At 74.4% G+C, this 17,011-nt stretch carries 17 protein-coding genes; 3 read left to right on the forward strand and 14 right to left on the reverse strand.

Features of this window, described 5'->3' with window-relative positions:
- Positions 1–36: 36 nt before the first annotated feature.
- The gene (locus H4F90_RS11390) at positions 37–1,371 is read right to left on the reverse strand and encodes a hypothetical protein (RefSeq protein WP_182664665.1); all 1,335 of its coding nucleotides are present in this window, start codon (positions 1,369–1,371) and stop codon (positions 37–39) included.
- 110 nt (positions 1,372–1,481) lie between these two features.
- On the opposite strand from H4F90_RS11390, the gene H4F90_RS11395 reads away from it, so the two are divergent.
- Positions 1,482–2,045 carry a hypothetical protein gene (locus tag H4F90_RS11395; protein ID WP_182664667.1) on the forward strand — a complete coding sequence of 188 codons (564 nt, stop codon included), beginning with the start codon at positions 1,482–1,484 and terminating at the stop codon, positions 2,043–2,045.
- Between the two features lie 26 nt (positions 2,046–2,071).
- Complete coding sequence (locus H4F90_RS11400; RefSeq protein WP_182664669.1) at positions 2,072–3,055, forward strand: AEC family transporter; 984 nt, start codon at positions 2,072–2,074, stop codon at positions 3,053–3,055.
- Positions 3,056–3,072: 17 nt separating this feature from the next.
- Here the strand turns inward: H4F90_RS11400 and H4F90_RS11405 are convergent, their stop codons facing one another.
- From H4F90_RS11405 to gspG, 11 genes are all read right to left on the reverse strand, one after another.
- Entirely contained in the window at positions 3,073–3,549 is a 477-nt protein-coding gene (locus H4F90_RS11405) for an AtaL-like protein (RefSeq protein ID WP_182664671.1), read from the reverse strand.
- Positions 3,550–3,721: 172 nt separating this feature from the next.
- Positions 3,722–5,140: a type II secretion system ATPase GspE gene (gene gspE / locus H4F90_RS11410; RefSeq protein WP_328700919.1), complete on the reverse strand. Its 1,419-nt coding sequence runs from the start codon at positions 5,138–5,140 to the stop codon at positions 3,722–3,724.
- Positions 5,141–5,161: 21 nt separating this feature from the next.
- Positions 5,162–7,411 (reverse strand): type II secretion system secretin GspD, encoded by a 2,250-nt coding sequence (gene gspD, locus H4F90_RS11415; RefSeq protein ID WP_235972173.1) that lies wholly within the window; start codon positions 7,409–7,411, stop codon positions 5,162–5,164.
- A gap of 2 nt (positions 7,412–7,413) precedes the next feature.
- Positions 7,414–8,286, reverse strand: a complete 873-nt coding sequence (gene gspN, locus H4F90_RS11420) for a type II secretion system protein N (protein ID WP_182664675.1) — start codon at positions 8,284–8,286, stop codon at positions 7,414–7,416.
- 7 nt (positions 8,287–8,293) lie between these two features.
- On the reverse strand, positions 8,294–8,782 hold the full coding sequence (gene gspM / locus H4F90_RS11425; RefSeq protein ID WP_182664677.1) for a type II secretion system protein GspM: 489 nt from the start codon (positions 8,780–8,782) through the stop codon (positions 8,294–8,296).
- The gene (gene gspL / locus H4F90_RS11430) at positions 8,779–10,047 is read right to left on the reverse strand and encodes a type II secretion system protein GspL (protein ID WP_182664679.1); all 1,269 of its coding nucleotides are present in this window, start codon (positions 10,045–10,047) and stop codon (positions 8,779–8,781) included. Before gspL ends, gspM begins: the two co-directional genes overlap by 4 nt.
- Positions 10,048–10,169: 122 nt before the next feature.
- A complete protein-coding gene (gene gspK / locus H4F90_RS11435) occupies positions 10,170–11,144 on the reverse strand; it encodes a type II secretion system minor pseudopilin GspK (protein WP_182664681.1) in 975 nt (324 codons plus the stop codon).
- Positions 11,145–11,160: 16 nt separating this feature from the next.
- Complete coding sequence (locus tag H4F90_RS11440) at positions 11,161–11,793, reverse strand: PulJ/GspJ family protein (protein WP_182664683.1); 633 nt, start codon at positions 11,791–11,793, stop codon at positions 11,161–11,163.
- Positions 11,794–11,805: 12 nt separating this feature from the next.
- A complete protein-coding gene (gspI, locus tag H4F90_RS11445; protein WP_182664686.1) occupies positions 11,806–12,198 on the reverse strand; it encodes a type II secretion system minor pseudopilin GspI in 393 nt (130 codons plus the stop codon).
- Positions 12,182–12,697 carry a prepilin-type N-terminal cleavage/methylation domain-containing protein gene (locus H4F90_RS11450; RefSeq protein WP_182664688.1) on the reverse strand — a complete coding sequence of 172 codons (516 nt, stop codon included), beginning with the start codon at positions 12,695–12,697 and terminating at the stop codon, positions 12,182–12,184. Before H4F90_RS11450 ends, gspI begins: the two co-directional genes overlap by 17 nt.
- Complete coding sequence (gspG, locus tag H4F90_RS11455; protein WP_182664690.1) at positions 12,672–13,112, reverse strand: type II secretion system major pseudopilin GspG; 441 nt, start codon at positions 13,110–13,112, stop codon at positions 12,672–12,674. The genes H4F90_RS11450 and gspG overlap by 26 nt, the downstream gene beginning before the upstream one ends.
- A gap of 22 nt (positions 13,113–13,134) precedes the next feature.
- On the opposite strand from gspG, the gene H4F90_RS11460 reads away from it, so the two are divergent.
- Positions 13,135–13,758: a hypothetical protein gene (locus H4F90_RS11460; RefSeq protein ID WP_182664692.1), complete on the forward strand. Its 624-nt coding sequence runs from the start codon at positions 13,135–13,137 to the stop codon at positions 13,756–13,758.
- Between the two features lie 10 nt (positions 13,759–13,768).
- Here the strand turns inward: H4F90_RS11460 and H4F90_RS11465 are convergent, their stop codons facing one another.
- Together H4F90_RS11465 and ilvA are read right to left on the reverse strand one after the other, a co-directional pair.
- Complete coding sequence (locus H4F90_RS11465; RefSeq protein WP_182664694.1) at positions 13,769–14,980, reverse strand: nicotinate-nucleotide--dimethylbenzimidazole phosphoribosyltransferase; 1,212 nt, start codon at positions 14,978–14,980, stop codon at positions 13,769–13,771.
- 24 nt (positions 14,981–15,004) lie between these two features.
- Entirely contained in the window at positions 15,005–16,615 is a 1,611-nt protein-coding gene (gene ilvA, locus H4F90_RS11470) for a threonine ammonia-lyase, biosynthetic (protein WP_182664696.1), read from the reverse strand.
- Positions 16,616–17,011 lie beyond the last annotated feature (396 nt).

A 17,011-nucleotide genomic window follows, 5' to 3' on the forward strand; every position in this document is an offset into this window, starting at 1 on the left:
GCTCGTCCGGTCGGCCGGCAGGGTCTGCGGGAAGCTTCAGTCCGGCCCCGGGTCCGCCAGCGCCCCCGCCGCCAGCAGGGCCGGCCAGGCGATGAAGCTGTTCAGCAGGGCATCGCCGAGGGCCAGCAGCAGCATCACCGCCAGTGCCCAGCTGCCCTGCCCCGGCTGCCAGGCCGGGCCGGGCGGTGCCCGGCTGGCGGCCCGCAGCACGGGCAGCAGCCACAGGCCCAGCACGCAGGCCAGGGCCGGCAGGCCGTACTGGCCGACGATCAGCAGCGTCAGCCCCCAGGGACGCACGCCCTCCGGTCGGAACCAGTCCCAGCGGCCCGTGCCCGTCAAGGGGCGCGCCAGGGCCGGCTTCAGCAGGGCCTGCTCCTTGCTGATCCGCCAGGTCAGGGAATGGCGGCCGGCGTCCCGCAGCAACTGCACCACAGCCTGCCCCGCGGTCGTGCCGGTGGCCCACTGCCGCAGCGGCAGCAGGCCGGATGCATAGACCAGGCCGCCCAGCAGCAGCAGCCCGGCCAGCCCCGGGGCCAGGCGCCGGGGCGGCAGCCAGGAGGCGCTGGCCAGCAGGGCCAGGCCCAGGCCCAGCAGCAGCAGGGCGCCGACGGACTGCGCCGCCAGGCTCATGGCCAGCAGGAGCGCTGCCACGAGGCCGCGGCCCTGTTGCATCCCCAGGCTGCGGGCCCGCCAGACCGCGGCGAGGCTGGCCAGGGCCAGCACGATGCCGTACTGGTTGCCGTCCTCGAAGAAGCCCATCGGACGGTGACCCAGGTAGCGCACGCTGCCGATCGCGTCGAAGGGGTGGGGGCCGTAGAGCGCCTCGTGCAGCCAGGGGCCGGTCCAGGCCTCGGCCAGGGCGAAGGGCAGGCAGGCCAGACCCGTCAGGCTCAGGGCCTGCAGCAGCAGTGCCCGTCCGGCGGCATCCCCCGCCACGGCGCGGCCCAGCAGCCAGGGCAGGCCCCAGCCGCCGAACAGCAGCAGGCTGGCCCGCAGGGGCGGCGGGTCGGCCTCTCCCCCCTGGAAGGGCGCCAGCAGCAGGGGGCTCAAGCACCACAGCAGCAGGGGCAGATCCGGCACCGCGGGGCGCAGTTGGCCCAGCAGCCGGGGGGCCCGCAGGGCCAGGCCCAGCAGGGCCACGGCCGGGGCGATGACGCTTTTGCCCAGGGGCAGATCCGAGGGCAGGGCCTGGCCGAGGATCCAGTAGGCAAAGACGCCGTCCGTGCTGGCCGCCGGGAAGGGTCCGGCCGGCAGCATCACCCAGCCGCCCAGGGCCACGGCCAGGGCAGCATGCCGGACGGGGAGGCGCCAGAAGAGCAGCACCGCAGCGCCGAGGAAGACGGCCAGCGCCAGCAGGGGGGTTGGATGCATCGGCGCGATCATAGGCGGCGCCTGCCGCCTGCTGCCCGCCGATCCCACCCCCAGCGGCCCCGCCGCTGCCCCGCCCACCGCCCACCGCCCACCGCCCACCGCCCACCGCCATGACCGACCTGACCCGCGAGCTGGGCCTGCTGGCCTTCGGCCTCGGCGCCCTGGCCTGCGCTACCGCCGCCCGCGCCGTCCGTGCCCACCGCGGCCCGGCCCGCCTCTGGCTGACCCTGGCCGCCCTGCACGCCCTGCTGCTGCTGGACACCGCCAGCAACGCCCGCCACCTGCTGCGGGCCCTCGTCATCGCGGGCTTGAAACGCGAGGACTTGTATGCGGGCCGCGGCCCCTGGCAGCTGCTGCTGCTGGCCGCGCTGGGTCTGGGCCTGCTGGCGGTCGGTCGGGGGGGGCTGCGACGCCTGGGCCGCCGTGGTGGCCACCGCGCGCCGGATCCGGTCGACCCGGCGGATCCGCGCCGGCCCCTGCGCCTGGCGTGGCTGGCCGCCGTCGCCCTGGGGCTGATCCTGGGCTTGGAACTGGTGTCCCTGCATGCCGTGGACGCTTGGCTCTACGCGCCGGTCGGCCCGGTGCGGCGCATCGCCCTGCTGTGGGCTGCCTGCGGCCTGCTGACGGGGACTGCTGCAGGCATCGCGCTACGCGCTGCCCGCAGCGCGGCCTGAGCAGGCGGCGGCGACACTTCCGTCCCATGCCTGCCCTGCTCGCCGTCACCCTGCCCTTCTTCGCGCTGGTGCTGTGTGGCTGGCTGGCCGGCCGCTTCCGCGTGCTGCCGGAAGCGGCCATTCCGGGGCTGAACGCCTTCGTGCTGTTCTTTGCACTGCCCTGCATGCTGTTCCGCTTCGGCGCGGCCTCGCCGGTGGCGGCGGTCTTCAACCCGCGTGCGCTGGCGCTCTACACCGCCTGCGGCCTGCTGATCGTCGCGCTGGCCGCGGGGATGAGCCGGCGCGGCTGGGTCGGCCGCCGCCTGGGCTGGCAGGACGCGGCCTTCGGGGCCTTCGTCGCCGCCTTCCCCAACACCGGCTTCATGGGCATGCCACTGATGGTGGCCTTGCTCGGGCCGGCCGCGGCCGCGCCCATGATGGTCACCCTGCTGGCCGACATGTTCATCATCAGCGGCGTCTGCCTGGCCCTGGCGCAGATGCAGGGCAGCGGCCACCTGCCCTGGGCCCGGCGCCTGCGCGCCCTGATGGCCGGGCCGCTGAAGAACCCGCAGCCCTGGGCGATCGCGCTGGGCGCGCTGTTCTCGGTCATGGGCTGGGCGCTGCCCGCGCCCGCGGCACGCATCGTCGAGCTGCTCGGCGGCGCCGCCACGCCGGTGGCGCTCTTCACCATCGGTGCCGTGCTCTGGCGCAGCGGCCTCCATGCGCAGCGCCGCACCCCGCCGGCCGAGGTGCTGCCGATCGCTGCGCTCAAGCTCTTCGTCCACCCTGCGTTGATGTTCGCCGGCGGCCTGGCCCTGGCCGCCGCGGGCTGGCCGCTGGAGGCCTTCACCCTGATGGTGCTGACCCTGGCGGCGGCCCTGCCTTCGGCCAGCAATGCCTCGCTCCTGGCCGAGCGCCACGGCGCCGACAACGGCCGCGTCGCCCGCATCATCCTGGCCAGCACCGTGCTGGCCTTCGCCAGCTTCACCGGGCTGGCGGCGCTGTTCGGGGTGGAGCCGGTCGCGCCCTGAGCGGCGCGGGCGGCGGGCTAGAGACGCCCCTGCGCCTGCCAGGTGCGCAGGGTGCGCACCATGTCGCGGTCGGCGGCCAGCCAGGCCTGCTGGCGCAGGCCGTCGGTCTCGGGGTCGTCGGTCTCGGCCGGTGACAGGTAGATGAAGCGCAGGCAGAGCAGGCCGGGCTGCGGCTCCTCGAGGCGCAGGCTCAGCACGATGGCGGGCATGCCTTCGCGCCGCTCGGGCTGGAAGACCAGGCTGACACCGGACTGGATCGTCACCTCGTCGACCAGGCGCAGCTCGCCGTAGTGCAGCTCGCGGCGCAGCCGGGTCGCGTCCTCGGGGCGGGTGCTGCCGTCCAGGGCCTGGGTGCGGCAGTCGTCGGGGCCGAAGGGGAAGCGCTCGGGGGCGTAGACGCGGGCCAGCAGGCCGCGCCACAGCGCATCGCGGTCCATCGGGTCGATGCGCGGGTCGGCCGGGTCGGTGACCTGGATCAGGTGCTCGTAGTGCATGGCGGCGGACTCAGAAGGTGTGAATGGACCGGCCGTGTCCGAGCAGGTCGCCCGGAGCCGTCCCATCAAGGCGCAAAGCGCAGCCGTAGCCCGTGCTACGGCGAGCATTTGCAACGCCGAGGGGGCGGCTCCGGGCGGCATGAGCGGGCATGGCGGGTCCGTTCACACCTTCTCAGTCGCGCGTGACGCGCAGCAGCTCTTCCAGCGAGGTCTGGCCTTCGGCGACCAGGCGTTCGCCATCCTCGCGCATGCTGCGCAGGCCGCTGGCCCGGGCGGCCGCCGCGATCTCGGACTCGGCCGCCCGCTCGTGCACCAGGGCCTGCACGGCCGGGTTGACGGTCATCAGCTCGTAGACGCCGGTGCGGCCGCGGTAGCCGGTGTGGCCGCAGGCCGGGCAGCCGACCGCATGCCAGCGGCCGTCCTCGCCCAGGCGGCGGCAGTCGGGGCAGAGCTTGCGCACCAGGCGCTGGGCCAGCACGCCGAGCAGGCTGGAGCTGAGCAGGAAGGGCTCGATGCCCATGTCCACCAGCCGGGTCACGGCCGAGGGCGCGTCGTTGGTGTGCAGGGTGGCCAGCACCAGGTGCCCGGTCAGGCTGGCCTGCACGGCGATCTGCGCGGTCTCGTGGTCGCGGATCTCGCCGATCATGATCACGTCCGGGTCCTGGCGCAGGATGGCGCGCAGGGCCTTGGCGAAGGTGAGGTCGATCTTGGGATGGACCTGGGTCTGGCCGATGCCGGGCAGCTCGTACTCGATGGGGTCCTCCACCGTCAGCACATTGGTGGTGGCGGTGTCGATCTGGCCCAGGGCCGCGTAGAGCGTGGTCGTCTTGCCCGAGCCGGTCGGGCCGGTGACCAGCACGATGCCGTGCGGCTGGGCGACCAGGCGCTTGAAGTCTTCCAGCGTCTCGCCGGCCATGCCCAGCGATTCGAGCGAGTAGCGGCTGCTGTCGCCCTTGTCGAGCAGGCGCAGCACCGCGCGTTCGCCGTGCGCGCTGGGCAGGGTCGAGACCCGCACGTCGATCGCGCGGCCGCCGATGCGCAGGCTGATCCGGCCGTCCTGCGGCAGGCGCTTCTCGGCGATGTCCAGCTCGGCCATGATCTTCAGCCGGCTGATCAGCGCGCCGTGCAGGGCCTTGTTGGGCTGCACCACCTCGCGCAGCGTGCCGTCGACCCGGAAGCGCACCGCGCTGCTGCGCTCGTAGGGCTCGATGTGGATGTCGCTCGCGCCGTCCTTGGCGGCCTGCGTCAGCAGGGCATTGAGCATGCGGATGATGGGCGCGTCGTTGGCGGCTTCGAGCAGGTCCTCGACCGCCGGCAGGTCTTGCATCAGGCGCGAGAGGTCGACCGCGCTCTCGACTTCGCCGACCACCGCCGCCGCGCTCGATTCGCCGCCCGCATAGGCGCGGGCGATGCGCAGGGCCAGGGCCTCGGCGGGCGCGGTCTCGATGCGGTCGATCTCGAACAGTCGGGTCAGCTCCCCGAGCGCGGCCGGCGAGGGGCTGGGGCCGCAGTGCAGCACCAGGGCCTCGCCGTCGTCCTCGACCAGCAGGGTGTGGGCCTTCGCGAAGGCGTAGGGCAGGGGGTGGCGCAGGGCCATCGACGGCTCCCGGCTTCAGCGCGGCTGCTCGGCCGGTGCCGAGCCGGGCGGGGCCGGCAGCACCGGGCCGGGGCCCACGTCCAGGCCGGGCTTGTCGGCCGGCTGCGCGCCCTGCTGCTGCGCGCGGATCAGCTCGTAGCGGCCCAGGCTCAGGGCATTGGCCGCGTCGGCGTCGCGCATCACCACCGGGCGCAGGAAGACCATCAGATTGCTCTTGGTGCGGGTGCGGTTGTCGCTGCGGAACAGCGCGCCGATGCCCGGCAGGCTGCCCAGGCCGGGCACCTTGCTCGTGTTGTCCTGAAACTGCTCCTGCATCAGGCCGCCCATCACCAGGATGTCGCCGTCGTTGACGACCACGGTCGATTCGATCGAGCGCTTGTTCGTGACCAGGCCTGCCGTGGCATCGGCCACGCCCTGCGAGACGTTCTGGTTCACCACGCTCGACGACTCCTGATAGATGACCATGCGCACCGTGCCGTTCTCGCCGATCTGCGGCCGCACGCGCAGCGTGATGCCGACATCGCGCCGCTCGATGGTCTGGAAGGGGTTGGTCGCGCCGCTGGTGCTGTTGGTGAAGGAGCCGGTCACGAAGGGCACGTTCTGGCCGACGACGATCTTGGCCTCCTCGTTGTCCAGGGTCACCAGATTGGGCGTCGAGAGGATGTTGCCGTCGGCCTCCGTCTGCAGGAAACGCGCGAGCGCGCCCAGCGTGATCACATTGCCGTAGCGCTTGAGCAGGCCGGCATTCAGGCCCGCCGAGGGCAGGGTGCTGGTGCTGACGTTGCCGGTGGCCCCGGCGATCGACAGGTTCAGCAGGTTGTTGCCGCCGCTGCCGAAATTGGTGCCGGCGAAGACGCGCACGTTGTTGCCGCCGCCGAGCAGGCCCTGGAACTGGAAGCCCAGGTCGGCGGCCTTGTTGGCATTGACCTCGACCAGCATGGTCTCGACGAAGACCTGCGCGCGGCGCGCATCGAGCTGCTCGATCACCGCACGCAGTTCGCGGTAGAGCGGTTCGGGCGCGGTGATGATCAGGGCATTCGTCGCCGGGTCGGCCTGGATGAAGCCGCCGGTCGACGGGGCGGCCGCTCCGCTGACCGGCTGGGTGGTCTGCGGGGCCGCGCTGTTGCCGCTGCCGGAGCTGCCCAGGCCGCTGGCCGTGCCGCTGCCGCCCAGCCCGCTGCTGCCTCCAGCGGTCGGGCTGCCGCCGCCGACCAGGCTGGCGGCCGTGCCGGCGCCGGATCCACCGCTCGCGCCGCCGCTGGCCGCCGCACTGAAGGCGGCGCGCAGCACCTGGGCCATCCGGGTGGCGTCGGCATTCTTCAGGTAGACCACATGGATGCCGCTGCCGGCCGTGCCGCTGCGGCCCGGCACGTCGAGCTGGGCCACCAGTGCACGGACCGCGCTGAGCCGGCCGCGCTGGCCGGCCCGCACCAGCAGCGCATTGCCGCGCGGGTCGGCGATCACCGACACCCCCGTGCTGCCGATGCCGCCGGGCACCGGCACCCCGGGCGGCGTGGCCGCGCCGCCGGCGCTGCCGCCGTCGGACAGGCGCTGCACGATGGGGGCGAGGTCCGCCGCCACGGCATGGCGCAGCGGCAGGATCTCCACCTCCGCCGATTGCGGCAGATCCAGCGCCGCGATGATCTGGCCCAGGCGCTTCAGGTTGTCCGCATAGTCCGTCACCACCAGGGTGTTGTTGCCGGCATTCGCGTTGATGGTGTTGTTCGGGCTGATCAGCGGCCGCAGCACCGGCACCAGGCTGGCGGCGCTTTCGTGCTGCAGGCGGAAGATCTGGGTGAGGATCTGGTCGCCGCGGCGTTCGGTCTCGTCGACGGCGACGGTGCCGGTCTGCAGCTTGGCATCGGCCTCCGGCACCACCTTCAGCAGGCCGGCCACCTCGACCACCGTGAAGCCCAGGCCGCGCAGCGCGGCCAGGAAATTCCGGTAGGCCTCCTGGGGCGGCACCGGGGTTTCGTTGAACAGCGTGATCGTGCCGCGCACCCGCGGGTCGACGACGATGGGCTTGTTCAGGATCGCGCCGACGGCCCGGGCCACGCCTTCGATCTCCGCGTTGACGAAGTTCAGCGTGACTGGCGCCGGGCCACGCTTGGCCGCGGCCGGCCGTGCGGCCGGGGCCTGGGTCTGGGCCTGCAGTGGCAGCGCCGGCAGGGCCAGGGCCAGGGCCAGCAGCAGCGTGGCCGGCCGCGCCGGCCGGTCCATCGAGGGGGTGGCGCGCAGGGCGCGCCGCAGCTGACGCAGCTTCATGGTCATCCGATCGCAAGGACGGACCGCGCACCCTGGCGCCGTCCGATGATGTTCAGCAGGTTGGCGAGGGCGGCTTCCTCGCCCGGCGCGGCCTCGGCCTCGCCGCGGAAGCGCAGGCCGCGCGCGCCCAGGTGGCCGTCGCCGCGCAGCTGCAGCGCGCCCTCGCGCGTCGACAGGCTGAGCCGCGCGCGGCCCGGGCCCTCGCCGGCCAGCTGCAACTCGTAGCTGCCCAGGCGCGGCAGCGGGCTGAGCCGGGCCGAGAGATCCTGCAGGCCGAGCACGGCCACGCCCTCCAGCTGCCAGCCGGCACGCGACCAGTCCAGGCCCAGGGCCTGGCTGCGCAGCGTCAGCCGGCCGCCGGCCTGCAAGGTGTTCCACGGCGTGCCCAGGCCGCTCAGCCAGGCGGCCGGCCAGCGGGCCAGCTCCGGCGCGGTCTCGGCGGCGCGGGCCGGCGGGGGCTCCAGGCTCAGGCGCAGGCGGTCCCAGCCTCCCCCCAGCCGCAGCCGGGTGCCGGCTTCGATGCAGCAGGCCTGGGCCAGGTCCAGCACCGGGCCGCCGGACCATCTCAGGTGCCAGTGCAGGCGGTCGGGCAGCGCGCTCGCATCGCGGCTGCCGGGGCCGCCGCTGAGCACCGGCACCGCGCTGCCCTGCCAGACGGTGCCGGAGGCGGCATCCAGGCGCAGGCGCTCGCCGCTGGCGCGGGCCAGCGCATCGCCCAGCCAGGTCGCCGGGGCCTGGGCGATCAGGGCGAGCAGGCCGCCCAGCAGGGCGCCGGCCAGGCCCCAGCGGCGCGGGGGGCGGCGGCCGGCGCTCGATCCGGCCGGGGCGGCGGCGGCTCGGGTCGGCAGCCGGGGAGGGCGGGGCAGGCGGGCCATCGGCGGCTCAGGGGGCGGGCGGCAGCGCCAGCACGGCGCTGCCGCTGTAGAGCTCGCCCTGGCGGCGCAGCTTCAGCTCCACCGGCAGGGCCCGGGCGCCGGCGCGCAGCTCGCGCAACCAGCCCAGCAGGGCCTCACCGGAGACCCCCTGCAGCGCCACGACCGCCCGGTCGCCCTGCATCTGCACGCGGTTGCCGGCACCGAGTGCGGCGGTTGCGGCCTGCAGCGCGGCTTCGGCCTGGCCGGCGGCCAGGGGCGGGCGCTCGCGCAGGCTGCGCACCTCGGCCGCCTGCTGGCGCATCTGCTGCAGCTGCGTGGCCAGTGCGGCGCGCTGCAGCGGGGCCTCGCGCAGGGTGCGCAGGGTGGGTTGCAGCCACAGGCTCCACAGCAGCAGCACGCCGAGCAGGGCGGCGGCCAGGCCCAGGCCCTGGCGTTCCTGGGGCTTGAGCGCCGCCCATCGGGCGCGCAGGGTCGCGCGCAGCGCGGTCGGGTTCATGGACGGTCCTCCGCGCGCGGGGCGCCTGGGGGCGGGGTCCGGCGCAGGCTCAAGCGGCCCGTCTGGGCATCGACCTGCCAGCCGGCAGGGGCCAGGCCGCTCGCCAGGGCCTCGGTGGCCGGCGAGCGCAGACCGGTGGCTTCCAGGCGCAGCTGGCGGTTCTCGTAGCTCAGCGTGTCGGCCGACACCCCCTCGGGCCAGACGCTGGCCAGGGCCGCCAGCGCGGCTTCCAGATCGGCCTCCCCGACTTCGCCGGCGGCGTGGCGCAGCCGCGCGGTCTCGGTCTGCATCTGCCGCGGGGCATCCAGCACCACGCGCAGCTGCGGGAAGCTCTCGCGCAGCAGGCGCGTCATCTCGGCGCGGTCGGCGGCCAGCGCCCGCTGCAGCTGCCAGGCCCCCAGCTGCAGGCCCAGGGCCTGCACCAGCAGCAGGGCGACCAGGCCCCAGCGCAGCGGCCGCCACAGCGGCTCGCGCAGGAAGCGCAGGCCGGCTTCGCGCAGCCGGCCCCAGCCGCGGTGGCGCGAGGCCAGATCGAACTGGCGCAGGTTCCACGGCGAGGCCAGGGCCTCGCGGGCCTGTTCGATCCGGCCGTGCACCTGCACCGGCTGGTTGAGCCAGGCTTCGGCGGCCGCGGCGGCGCCAGGGCTGGCCTGGACCAGCAGCCGGCCGGGCCCGGCGGGCAGCAGGGCCCGCGCCCCACTGCCGTCCAGCGGCCAGTGGCGCAGGCCTTCGGCATCGGCCAGGCTGGCCTGCAGGCGGGGCGGGGTGCCGCGATCTGCCGCGGCCTCGATCCACAGCCGGGTAGGCGCTTCGGGCTCGTCGGCCGGCGCCAGGGCCGGCACCAGGGTCTGGATCGGGCGGCCCGCCGCATCGAAGCGGGCCAGCAGCTCGGCCAGGCCCGCCTTGTCGGTGACGGCGATCCAGCCGGTCTGGCCGCCACGCAGGCCGGGGGGCAGGGCGTAGTGGAGCTGGGCCGCGTCCTCGAGCACGGCCTCTTCGAGCACCCCCGCCAGGGCCGCGGCGCGCTGGCGCGGCGGGGCCTTGGGGCAGGCCAGGCGGTGCCAGCCGACTGCGGTCGGCGGCAGCACGCCGACGATGCGCTCGGCCGCCGGCAGGCCGGCCGGCAGGCCGTGGCCGCTGTGCGGACTCAGCCCTTCGGCCGGCCAATGCACCCAGTCGAAGCCTTCGGCGGCTGCGGTGGCGGCGGGTTGGCCGCCGGCCCGCAGGCGCGGACGGTCGGGCAGGAAGACGACCAGGGTGCTCATCGAGGGGCCTCGGGGCGCCCGCCGGAGGGGGTCTGCGGGGCGCGGCGGATTGTAGGAGGCGGTCTTTGCACGGTCGGGACAGCGAATCGTCAGTTCGGGCAGGGAGGGCGGGGCCGCGCGCCTCAGGGGGCGAAGGCGGCGCGGCGCTCGCGGAAGACGGTCAGCACGTCGACGCCGCGGCGTTCCAGCACGGCATGCTCCTCGACGATGCGCTCTTCCAGCCGCAGGCGCCCGCGGACCTCGAACCAGGACGAGGCCACGGCAAGCCGGTCCGCGTCCAGCTCGACCGTCGCGGGCAAGAGGCTGCGCGCCTCGCTCAGGTTGGCCAGGGGCTTGCGCGCGCGGGCCTGCACCAGGCGCTCGGCGGTCGAGCTGTCGACATCGAGCACGGCGGCCAGCACCTCGCGCGGGGCGGTGTTCAGGTTCAGCGGGGTCGTGACCGGCAGCAGGGTCAGCAGGGGCTCCAGCGCGCGCAGCGCCGCCTCGTCCAGACCCATCCAGCGCAGGTCGCGCAGGCGGGCCGGGCGCAGCGGGCGGTCGGCCAGGGCCTCACCGGCGGCGGCGTCGGAGGCGATGCTCATGCTCGGCACCGCCAGACGCATCGTCTGGCTGAGCTGGGTCGCCAGGCCCGGCGCCAGGCCGGCGGCTGCGAGCACCCGGGCCAGGGTGCGGGCCTCGCGGTTGCGCACCTCGGGGGTCGCGGCCACGACGTTCAGCAGGTTGTAGCGGGACTGCAGGTCGCGGATCTCGCCGGACAGGAAGGCCTCGGGGCCCTGGTCGGCGCGGCGGTCGGGGTCGGTGGCCAGAAAGCTCGACAGGCGGGCCTCGGCCAGCGGCGTGGCCCAGGGTTCGCTGAGCGCGTCGTAGCCGCCGTTGCGGGCGTCCTCGCGCAGGATGAGCCGCGCGTAGTCGGTGGCCCCGCCCAGGATCCACTGGCTCTGGGCGCGGGCGCGTTCGGCCGATTCGACCTGCACGGCCTGCCACTGCTGCCAGACCACGCCCGCGGCCAGGCTGGCGATCAGCGCGACCAGCAGCATCGCGGTCAGCAGGGCCACCCCTCGGGTTCGGCGCGGGCTGGCAAGGGCGTGGCGGGGCATCTCCGACTCCGGGGGCTCAGCTGCGACGGCCCAGCGCCAGCTGCAGGTCGCGCTGCAGCAGCAGGGCCTCGCCGGCCGGACCGGCAGGCGGGTCCAGGCTCAGCAGCAGGCGCACGCCGCCGGGCAGCTGCTCCTGGCCCTGGGTGTCGGCATCGCCGGTCGACTGGGCGTTCGTCCAGGCGGTGTCGCGCCAGTAATAGAGCTGCCAGGCCCGCAGGCCGTCGAGCATGACCAGCCGCGCCGGGCTGTCCCGGTCCAGCGCCGCGCCGGCCTCGCTCCACTGGGCCTGCAGTGCGGCCAGGCGCTGCTGCGGCACGCCCGCCCAGCGCAGCCAGCGGCCGCCGCGCAGCGACCAGGCGACGATCTGCACGCCTTCGGCCGTGCTGCGGCTCAGGCGCAGGGTGGCGCCGTCGAAGCTCAGCGCCGGCAGGGCGCGGGTTTCGTGCAGGGCGGCGAGGTCGGCCTCCCACTGGGCGATCGCGTTCTGGCGGCGCAGCACGGTGCCCAGCTCGCGCGCGCTGGCCTCGCGGCTGCGCACCAGGCCGTCGATGCCCTGCCAGCCCAGGCCGGCCAGGACCGCGAAGATGAACAGGGAGACGAGCAGTTCGACGAGGGTGAAGCCGGCCTGGGCCGGACGGGCGGGCTGCATCGCGGCGGCGTCTCAGTAGCGGCCGAGCACGGTGCTCAGGCTCAGGATGGGCCGGCCCTCGGCGTCGCGCACCTGGGCTTCCAGGCGGCGGAAATTCGGGTTCGGCGTCGCGGCGACCTGCACGGCCAGACGGTAGACACGGCCGAGCTGGCGGCATTCGTAGGCCAGCTCGCCGGTGCCCGGGAACTGCTGGCTGAGCCGCAGCTCGGCCAGGCGGTTGTCGGCGCACCACTGCGCGGCCTGCACCTCGGCCAGCCGGTCGGCGTTGTCGAGCAGGGCGGCCGAGGCCCGCACCGCCGCGGCCAGCGCGACGGCGAGGATGGCCAGGGCCACCAGCACTTCGATCAGGGTCAGGCCCGCCGCGTGCGCGCGGCGGCCGGCGCCCGGCTCAGCGGCTCGCGCCATGGCTTTCGATCCGGAAGGGCCCGAGGCCGTCACTGGCCACGACGATGCCCTGCGCGTCGAGCCGCAGCTCGATGCGCTGGGCGCCGATGATGGGTTCGGGCCCGAGCAGCACCTGCCCGGGCGACTGGCTGCCCCGGGCGTCGAAGCGGGTGATGCGCACCTCGGGGGCCGGCTGGTCCAGCCAGGCCTGCGGCGGCGGCTTCATGCCGGGGGGCAGGCCGAGGAAGCGGAAGTCGGCCCCGTCCACCCGGGCTGGCAGGGGCTGCCAGCGCAGGGCCAGGCCGAGGGTCCGGGATTCGGCCCGCATGCCTTCGAGCAGGGCCACGAGGCGTTCGGCCTCGCGCTCGAGACGCGCCTCGGCCGGGTCGCGCAGGGCCAGGCTGGCCAGGCTGGATGCGATCGCGATGATGGCAACGACGAGGATCAGCTCGATCAGCGTGAAGCCGCGTGCGGCCTGGCGCACCGGGCCGCGCTCACTGCCAGGAGCCGATGTCGGCATCCTTGCCCTCGCCGCCCGGCTGGCCGTCGGCGCCCAGGCTGAAGACGTCGATCTCGCCGTTCACGCCCGGGTTCAGGTACTGGTAGGGCCGGCCCCAGGGGTCGGCGGGCAGCTTGTCGAGGTTGGGCTTCCAGCTCGGCGGCACCGGCTCGACGGTCGGTCGGCTCACCAGGGCCTGCAGGCCCTGCTCCGCACTGGGGTAGCGCAGGTTGTCCAGCTTGTAGCGCTTGAGCGCGGTGACGATGCCGTTGACGTCGGTGCGGGCGGCGGTCACGCGGGCATCGTCGGCACGTTCGAGCACGTTGGGGACGATCAGCGCACCGAGCACGCCGATGATCACCAGCACGACCATCAGCTCGATCAGGGTGAAGCCGCGGACGCGGCGGCGGGCGGGAGACAGGAGGTTCGGCAACATCGGACCATCATAATCACCGCCCATGTCCATGCCGCTTGCCGCCCGCCTCGGGGCCTTTCTCGTCTGGGCCGCCGTGGCGGCCTCCGCGGTGGCCTGGGGGCTGCGGATCGCTCAGCCCGGCGGGGGGGCCAGTCCGGCGCAGGCCGTTTCCGCGGCCGCCGGCCTGGCGGGCGATCCGCTGCGTCTGCTCGGTCGCGGGCCGGGCCCGGCGGCCGAGGTGGAAGCGGTGGTCGAGACCGATGCCGACCGCGGCCTGCGCCTGATCGGCGTGGTGGCCGGCCTCCGGCCCGAGGCCGGGGTCGCGCTCTTCGAGCAGGCCGACCGGCCGCTGCGTCCGCTGCGGGTCGGTCAGGTCGTCGACGGCGACTGGGTCTTGCTCGCGGTCGAGCGCCGGGCCGTGCAGCTCGGCCCGCGCGGCGGTCCGGCGGCCCGTCGGCTGAGCCTGCCGGATCCGGCAGGTGCTGGCGCGGCAGGCCCTGCCGACGCGCCCGCCCCGGGCTTCCCGCCGCGGCCCAACCCGGCCCCGACCCTGCCGCAAACGCCCGATCCGTCGCCGGAGGCCGATCCTCCGGGGAGCGTCGGGGGGGCAGCCGAACCGGAGGACCCGGTCGGCATGGCGCGCCGCGCGGCGGCCAGCGCGCGCTGAGCGGGCGTCCTCAGGCGAGGGCGGGGGGATCGACGGTGTCGCTGACCGTCGGGAGCTGACGCAGGTCGGCGGGCGGCAGGCTGCTGCGCAGGCGCGGCAGCCGATCGGCCGCAGGCGGCGCGCTGATCTCGTCCGTGATCAGCGGCGGCTCGGGGATCCAGCCCGGGACGGTTTCACTCACCTCACCCAGCAGCGCGGCTGCCGCCGACAGCATGGGCCAGGCGAGCACGGCCCCGGTGCCGTCGGGGGCGTCGAGGTCGAGTTCCAGCAGCGCGTTCGCATGGAAGACGCTGAAGGCCTGGTCCAGGCCGGGATGCGGACTGCTGCGCGCAAAGAAGGCGTAGTCGACGACGGCCGGCGCCAGCCTCGCGGCGATGGCCAGGGCCGCGCAGGCCGGCACACCGTCGACCAGCAGGGTGCGGCGCTGGCCTGCCGCGGCAATCATGGCGCCGGCCAGCACGGCGATCTCGTGACCGCCGTAGGCACACAGCACCTCGATCGGCCCGCGGGCGCCGAGGTGGCGCTTCTGCGCGCTCTGCATCACCACCAGCAGCCGTGACAGGCGGTCGGCGGTCATGTGCGGGTCGATCAGCAACTCGCGCAGGGGCAGGCGGCCCAGCTCGGACAGGATCAGCGAGGCGGATTCCAGGCTCCCGACTCCCATGCCGGCACAGGCCAGCAGGTTGCCGGGCAGGCCATCGACGATCTCCAGGCCGGCGCGCAGGCCGGCCTCGGCTTGGGCGGCGTTCATGGCCTGACCGAGCCGCGCGTTGTGCGATCCGTAGGCAATCTTGCGGCTCAGCAGCGCCGGGTTCGGGGGCAGGTCTTCGGCCAGTCCGGCGTCGACCACGGTCAGGCCCAGGCGCTGCTGGAAGGCGAAGGCCGTCATCGGCACCCGGCCGCCGAGCAGGTGGCTCACCTGCTCGCCACTGCCCGGCAGGCCGTTGCGGCCGAGGTCGACGGCCAGGCCATGGTCGCCCGCCACCACGAGCAGCTGCGGCGAGCGCAGCCGTGGCTTGACGGTGTTCTGGATCAGCCCGAGGCGGATCGCCACCGCCTCGAGCTCGCCGTGGTATCCGGTCACGCCATGCCGGCGACGCAGCTTGGCCTGCAGGGCATCACGCAGCCAGGGCTGGCTGTGGATGGGGGCGATCGGCGCGAATCCGGCGGCCCGGCGGCGTTGCGCGGAGGCTGGGCGGGGCGGGAGCTCGGGAACAGCCATGGGTGTGTGCGGAGGGCGCGCCGATCAGCGCAGGAAGAGCCGATAGACCGGATTGTCGGTCTCCTCGACGCAGGGCAGGTCCAGCTGCTTGAGGAAGCGTTTGAGCTCGCCCCCCTGTCCGCGAGGGATCTGCAGGCCGACCAGGATGCGGCCGTAGTCCGCGCCCTGGTTGCGGTAGTGGAAGAGGCTGATGTTCCAGGCCGGGTGCATGCTCGACAGGAAGCCCATCAGCGCACCCGGCCGCTCGGGGAAGACGAAGCGGAACAGGCGTTCGTCCTGGGCCAGCTCCGAGCGCCCGCCGACCATGTGGCGGATGTGGGTCTGGGCCAGCTCGTCGTGGCTGAGGTCGACGGTGGCGAAGCCCTGCGCGCTGAACTCGGCCGCGATCCGCGCCGACTCGCCCGGCTGCGACAGGCTCAGGCCGACGAAGACCTGCGCGGTCGCGGCGTCCGAGATGCGGTAGTTGAACTCGGTCACGCTGCGCGGCCCGATCAGCTCGCAGAAGCGGCGGAAGCTGCCGCGCTCCTCGGGGATGGTCACGGCGAACAGGGCCTCGCGCTGCTCGCCGAGCTCGGCCCGCTCGGCGACGAAGCGCAGGCGGTCGAAGTTCATGTTCGCGCCGCAGGCGATGGCGATCAGCGCGCCGCGCTCGCCGGCCGGCGCCTTGCCGCGCCGCGCCTCGGCGGCACGCTGGCGCGCCGCGTACTGCTTCAGCCCGGCCAGGCCCAGGGCCCCGGCCGGCTCGACGAGGGCCCGGGTCGTCTGGAAGACATCCTTGATCGCGGCGCAGACGGCGTCGGTGTCGACCACCTCGTAGCCGTCGACCAGCGCGCGCGCGATGCGGAAGGTTTCCTCGCCGACCTGCTTGACCGCGGTGCCGTCCGAGAACAGGCCGACGTCGTGCAGCATCACGCGCTTGCCCGCCGCGACGGAGCGGACCATCGCGTCCGAGTCCGTCGTCTGCACGCCGATCACCTTGATTTCCGGACGCACGGCCTTGATGCAGGCGGCGATGCCGGCGATCAGGCCGCCGCCGCCGATGGCGACGAAGATCGCCTCGATCGGGCCCTGGTGCTGGCGCAGGATCTCCATGGCCACCGTGCCCTGGCCGGCGATCACGTCCGGATCGTCGAAGGGGTGGACGAAGGTGGCGCCGGTCGATTTCTCCAGCGTCAGCGCGTGCGCATAGGCGTCGGAATAGCTGGTGCCGTGCAGCACGATGTTCACCGCCGCGCCGCCGTGGCGGCGCACCGCGTCGATCTTGAGCTGCGGCGTGGTCACCGGCATCACGATCGTGGCCGCGCAGCCCATGCGCCGTGCCGACAGCGCGACCCCCTGGGCATGGTTGCCGGCCGAGGCGCAGATCACGCCGCGCTCGCGCTGCGCCGGGCGCAGGCGGGCCATCTTGTTGTAGGCCCCGCGCAGCTTGAAGCTGAAAACCGGCTGGGTGTCCTCGCGCTTGAGGAAGACGGGGGCACCCAGGCGCTCGCTGAGCTGGGCGGCGGGGTCGAGCGCGGACTCGATCGCCACGTCATAGACCCGCGCGGTCAGGATGCGCTGCAGGTAGTCTGCGAGCAGGGCGGGATCGGCGCCGGGGGCGCGGCGCGCAGGGGGTCGGGAGACGCGGGAGGGCATGCCGGGAAGGGGCCGGAAAAGTCGCCGGATCATAGGCGAGCCCCCGATGGGCTTCGGCGGGGCCCTGCCTGCGGACCGGCCAGAAAAAAGGCCCCGCGTCGTGAGACCCGGGGCCCAATCCACCAATCGAGGAGGGGTGGAGGAGACAAGCGAATGAGGGATCTCTGCAGCTCAGCGGGGGAACGTTCCGCAGATTTCTCTCGATGGTTCGTATTCTAGGGGCTAACCCTAGATTTGCAAGCGTCGTGAAAGCCCAACAGCGCCGCGGATTCGTGCGGAAGTCGCAGATCGATCCCACCCCTGCGCGCTTCACGGGAAGGCGCGGCCATGGTGACAATCCGCGACCCGGGCGGAGGCGGCCCGACCGGCTCCCTCGCCCTGCCGCCGCGGAAAGTC

The sequence above is a fragment of the Aquariibacter albus genome, from assembly GCF_014145335.1.
Taxonomy (GTDB): Bacteria; Pseudomonadota; Gammaproteobacteria; order Burkholderiales; family Burkholderiaceae_C; genus Aquariibacter; species Aquariibacter albus.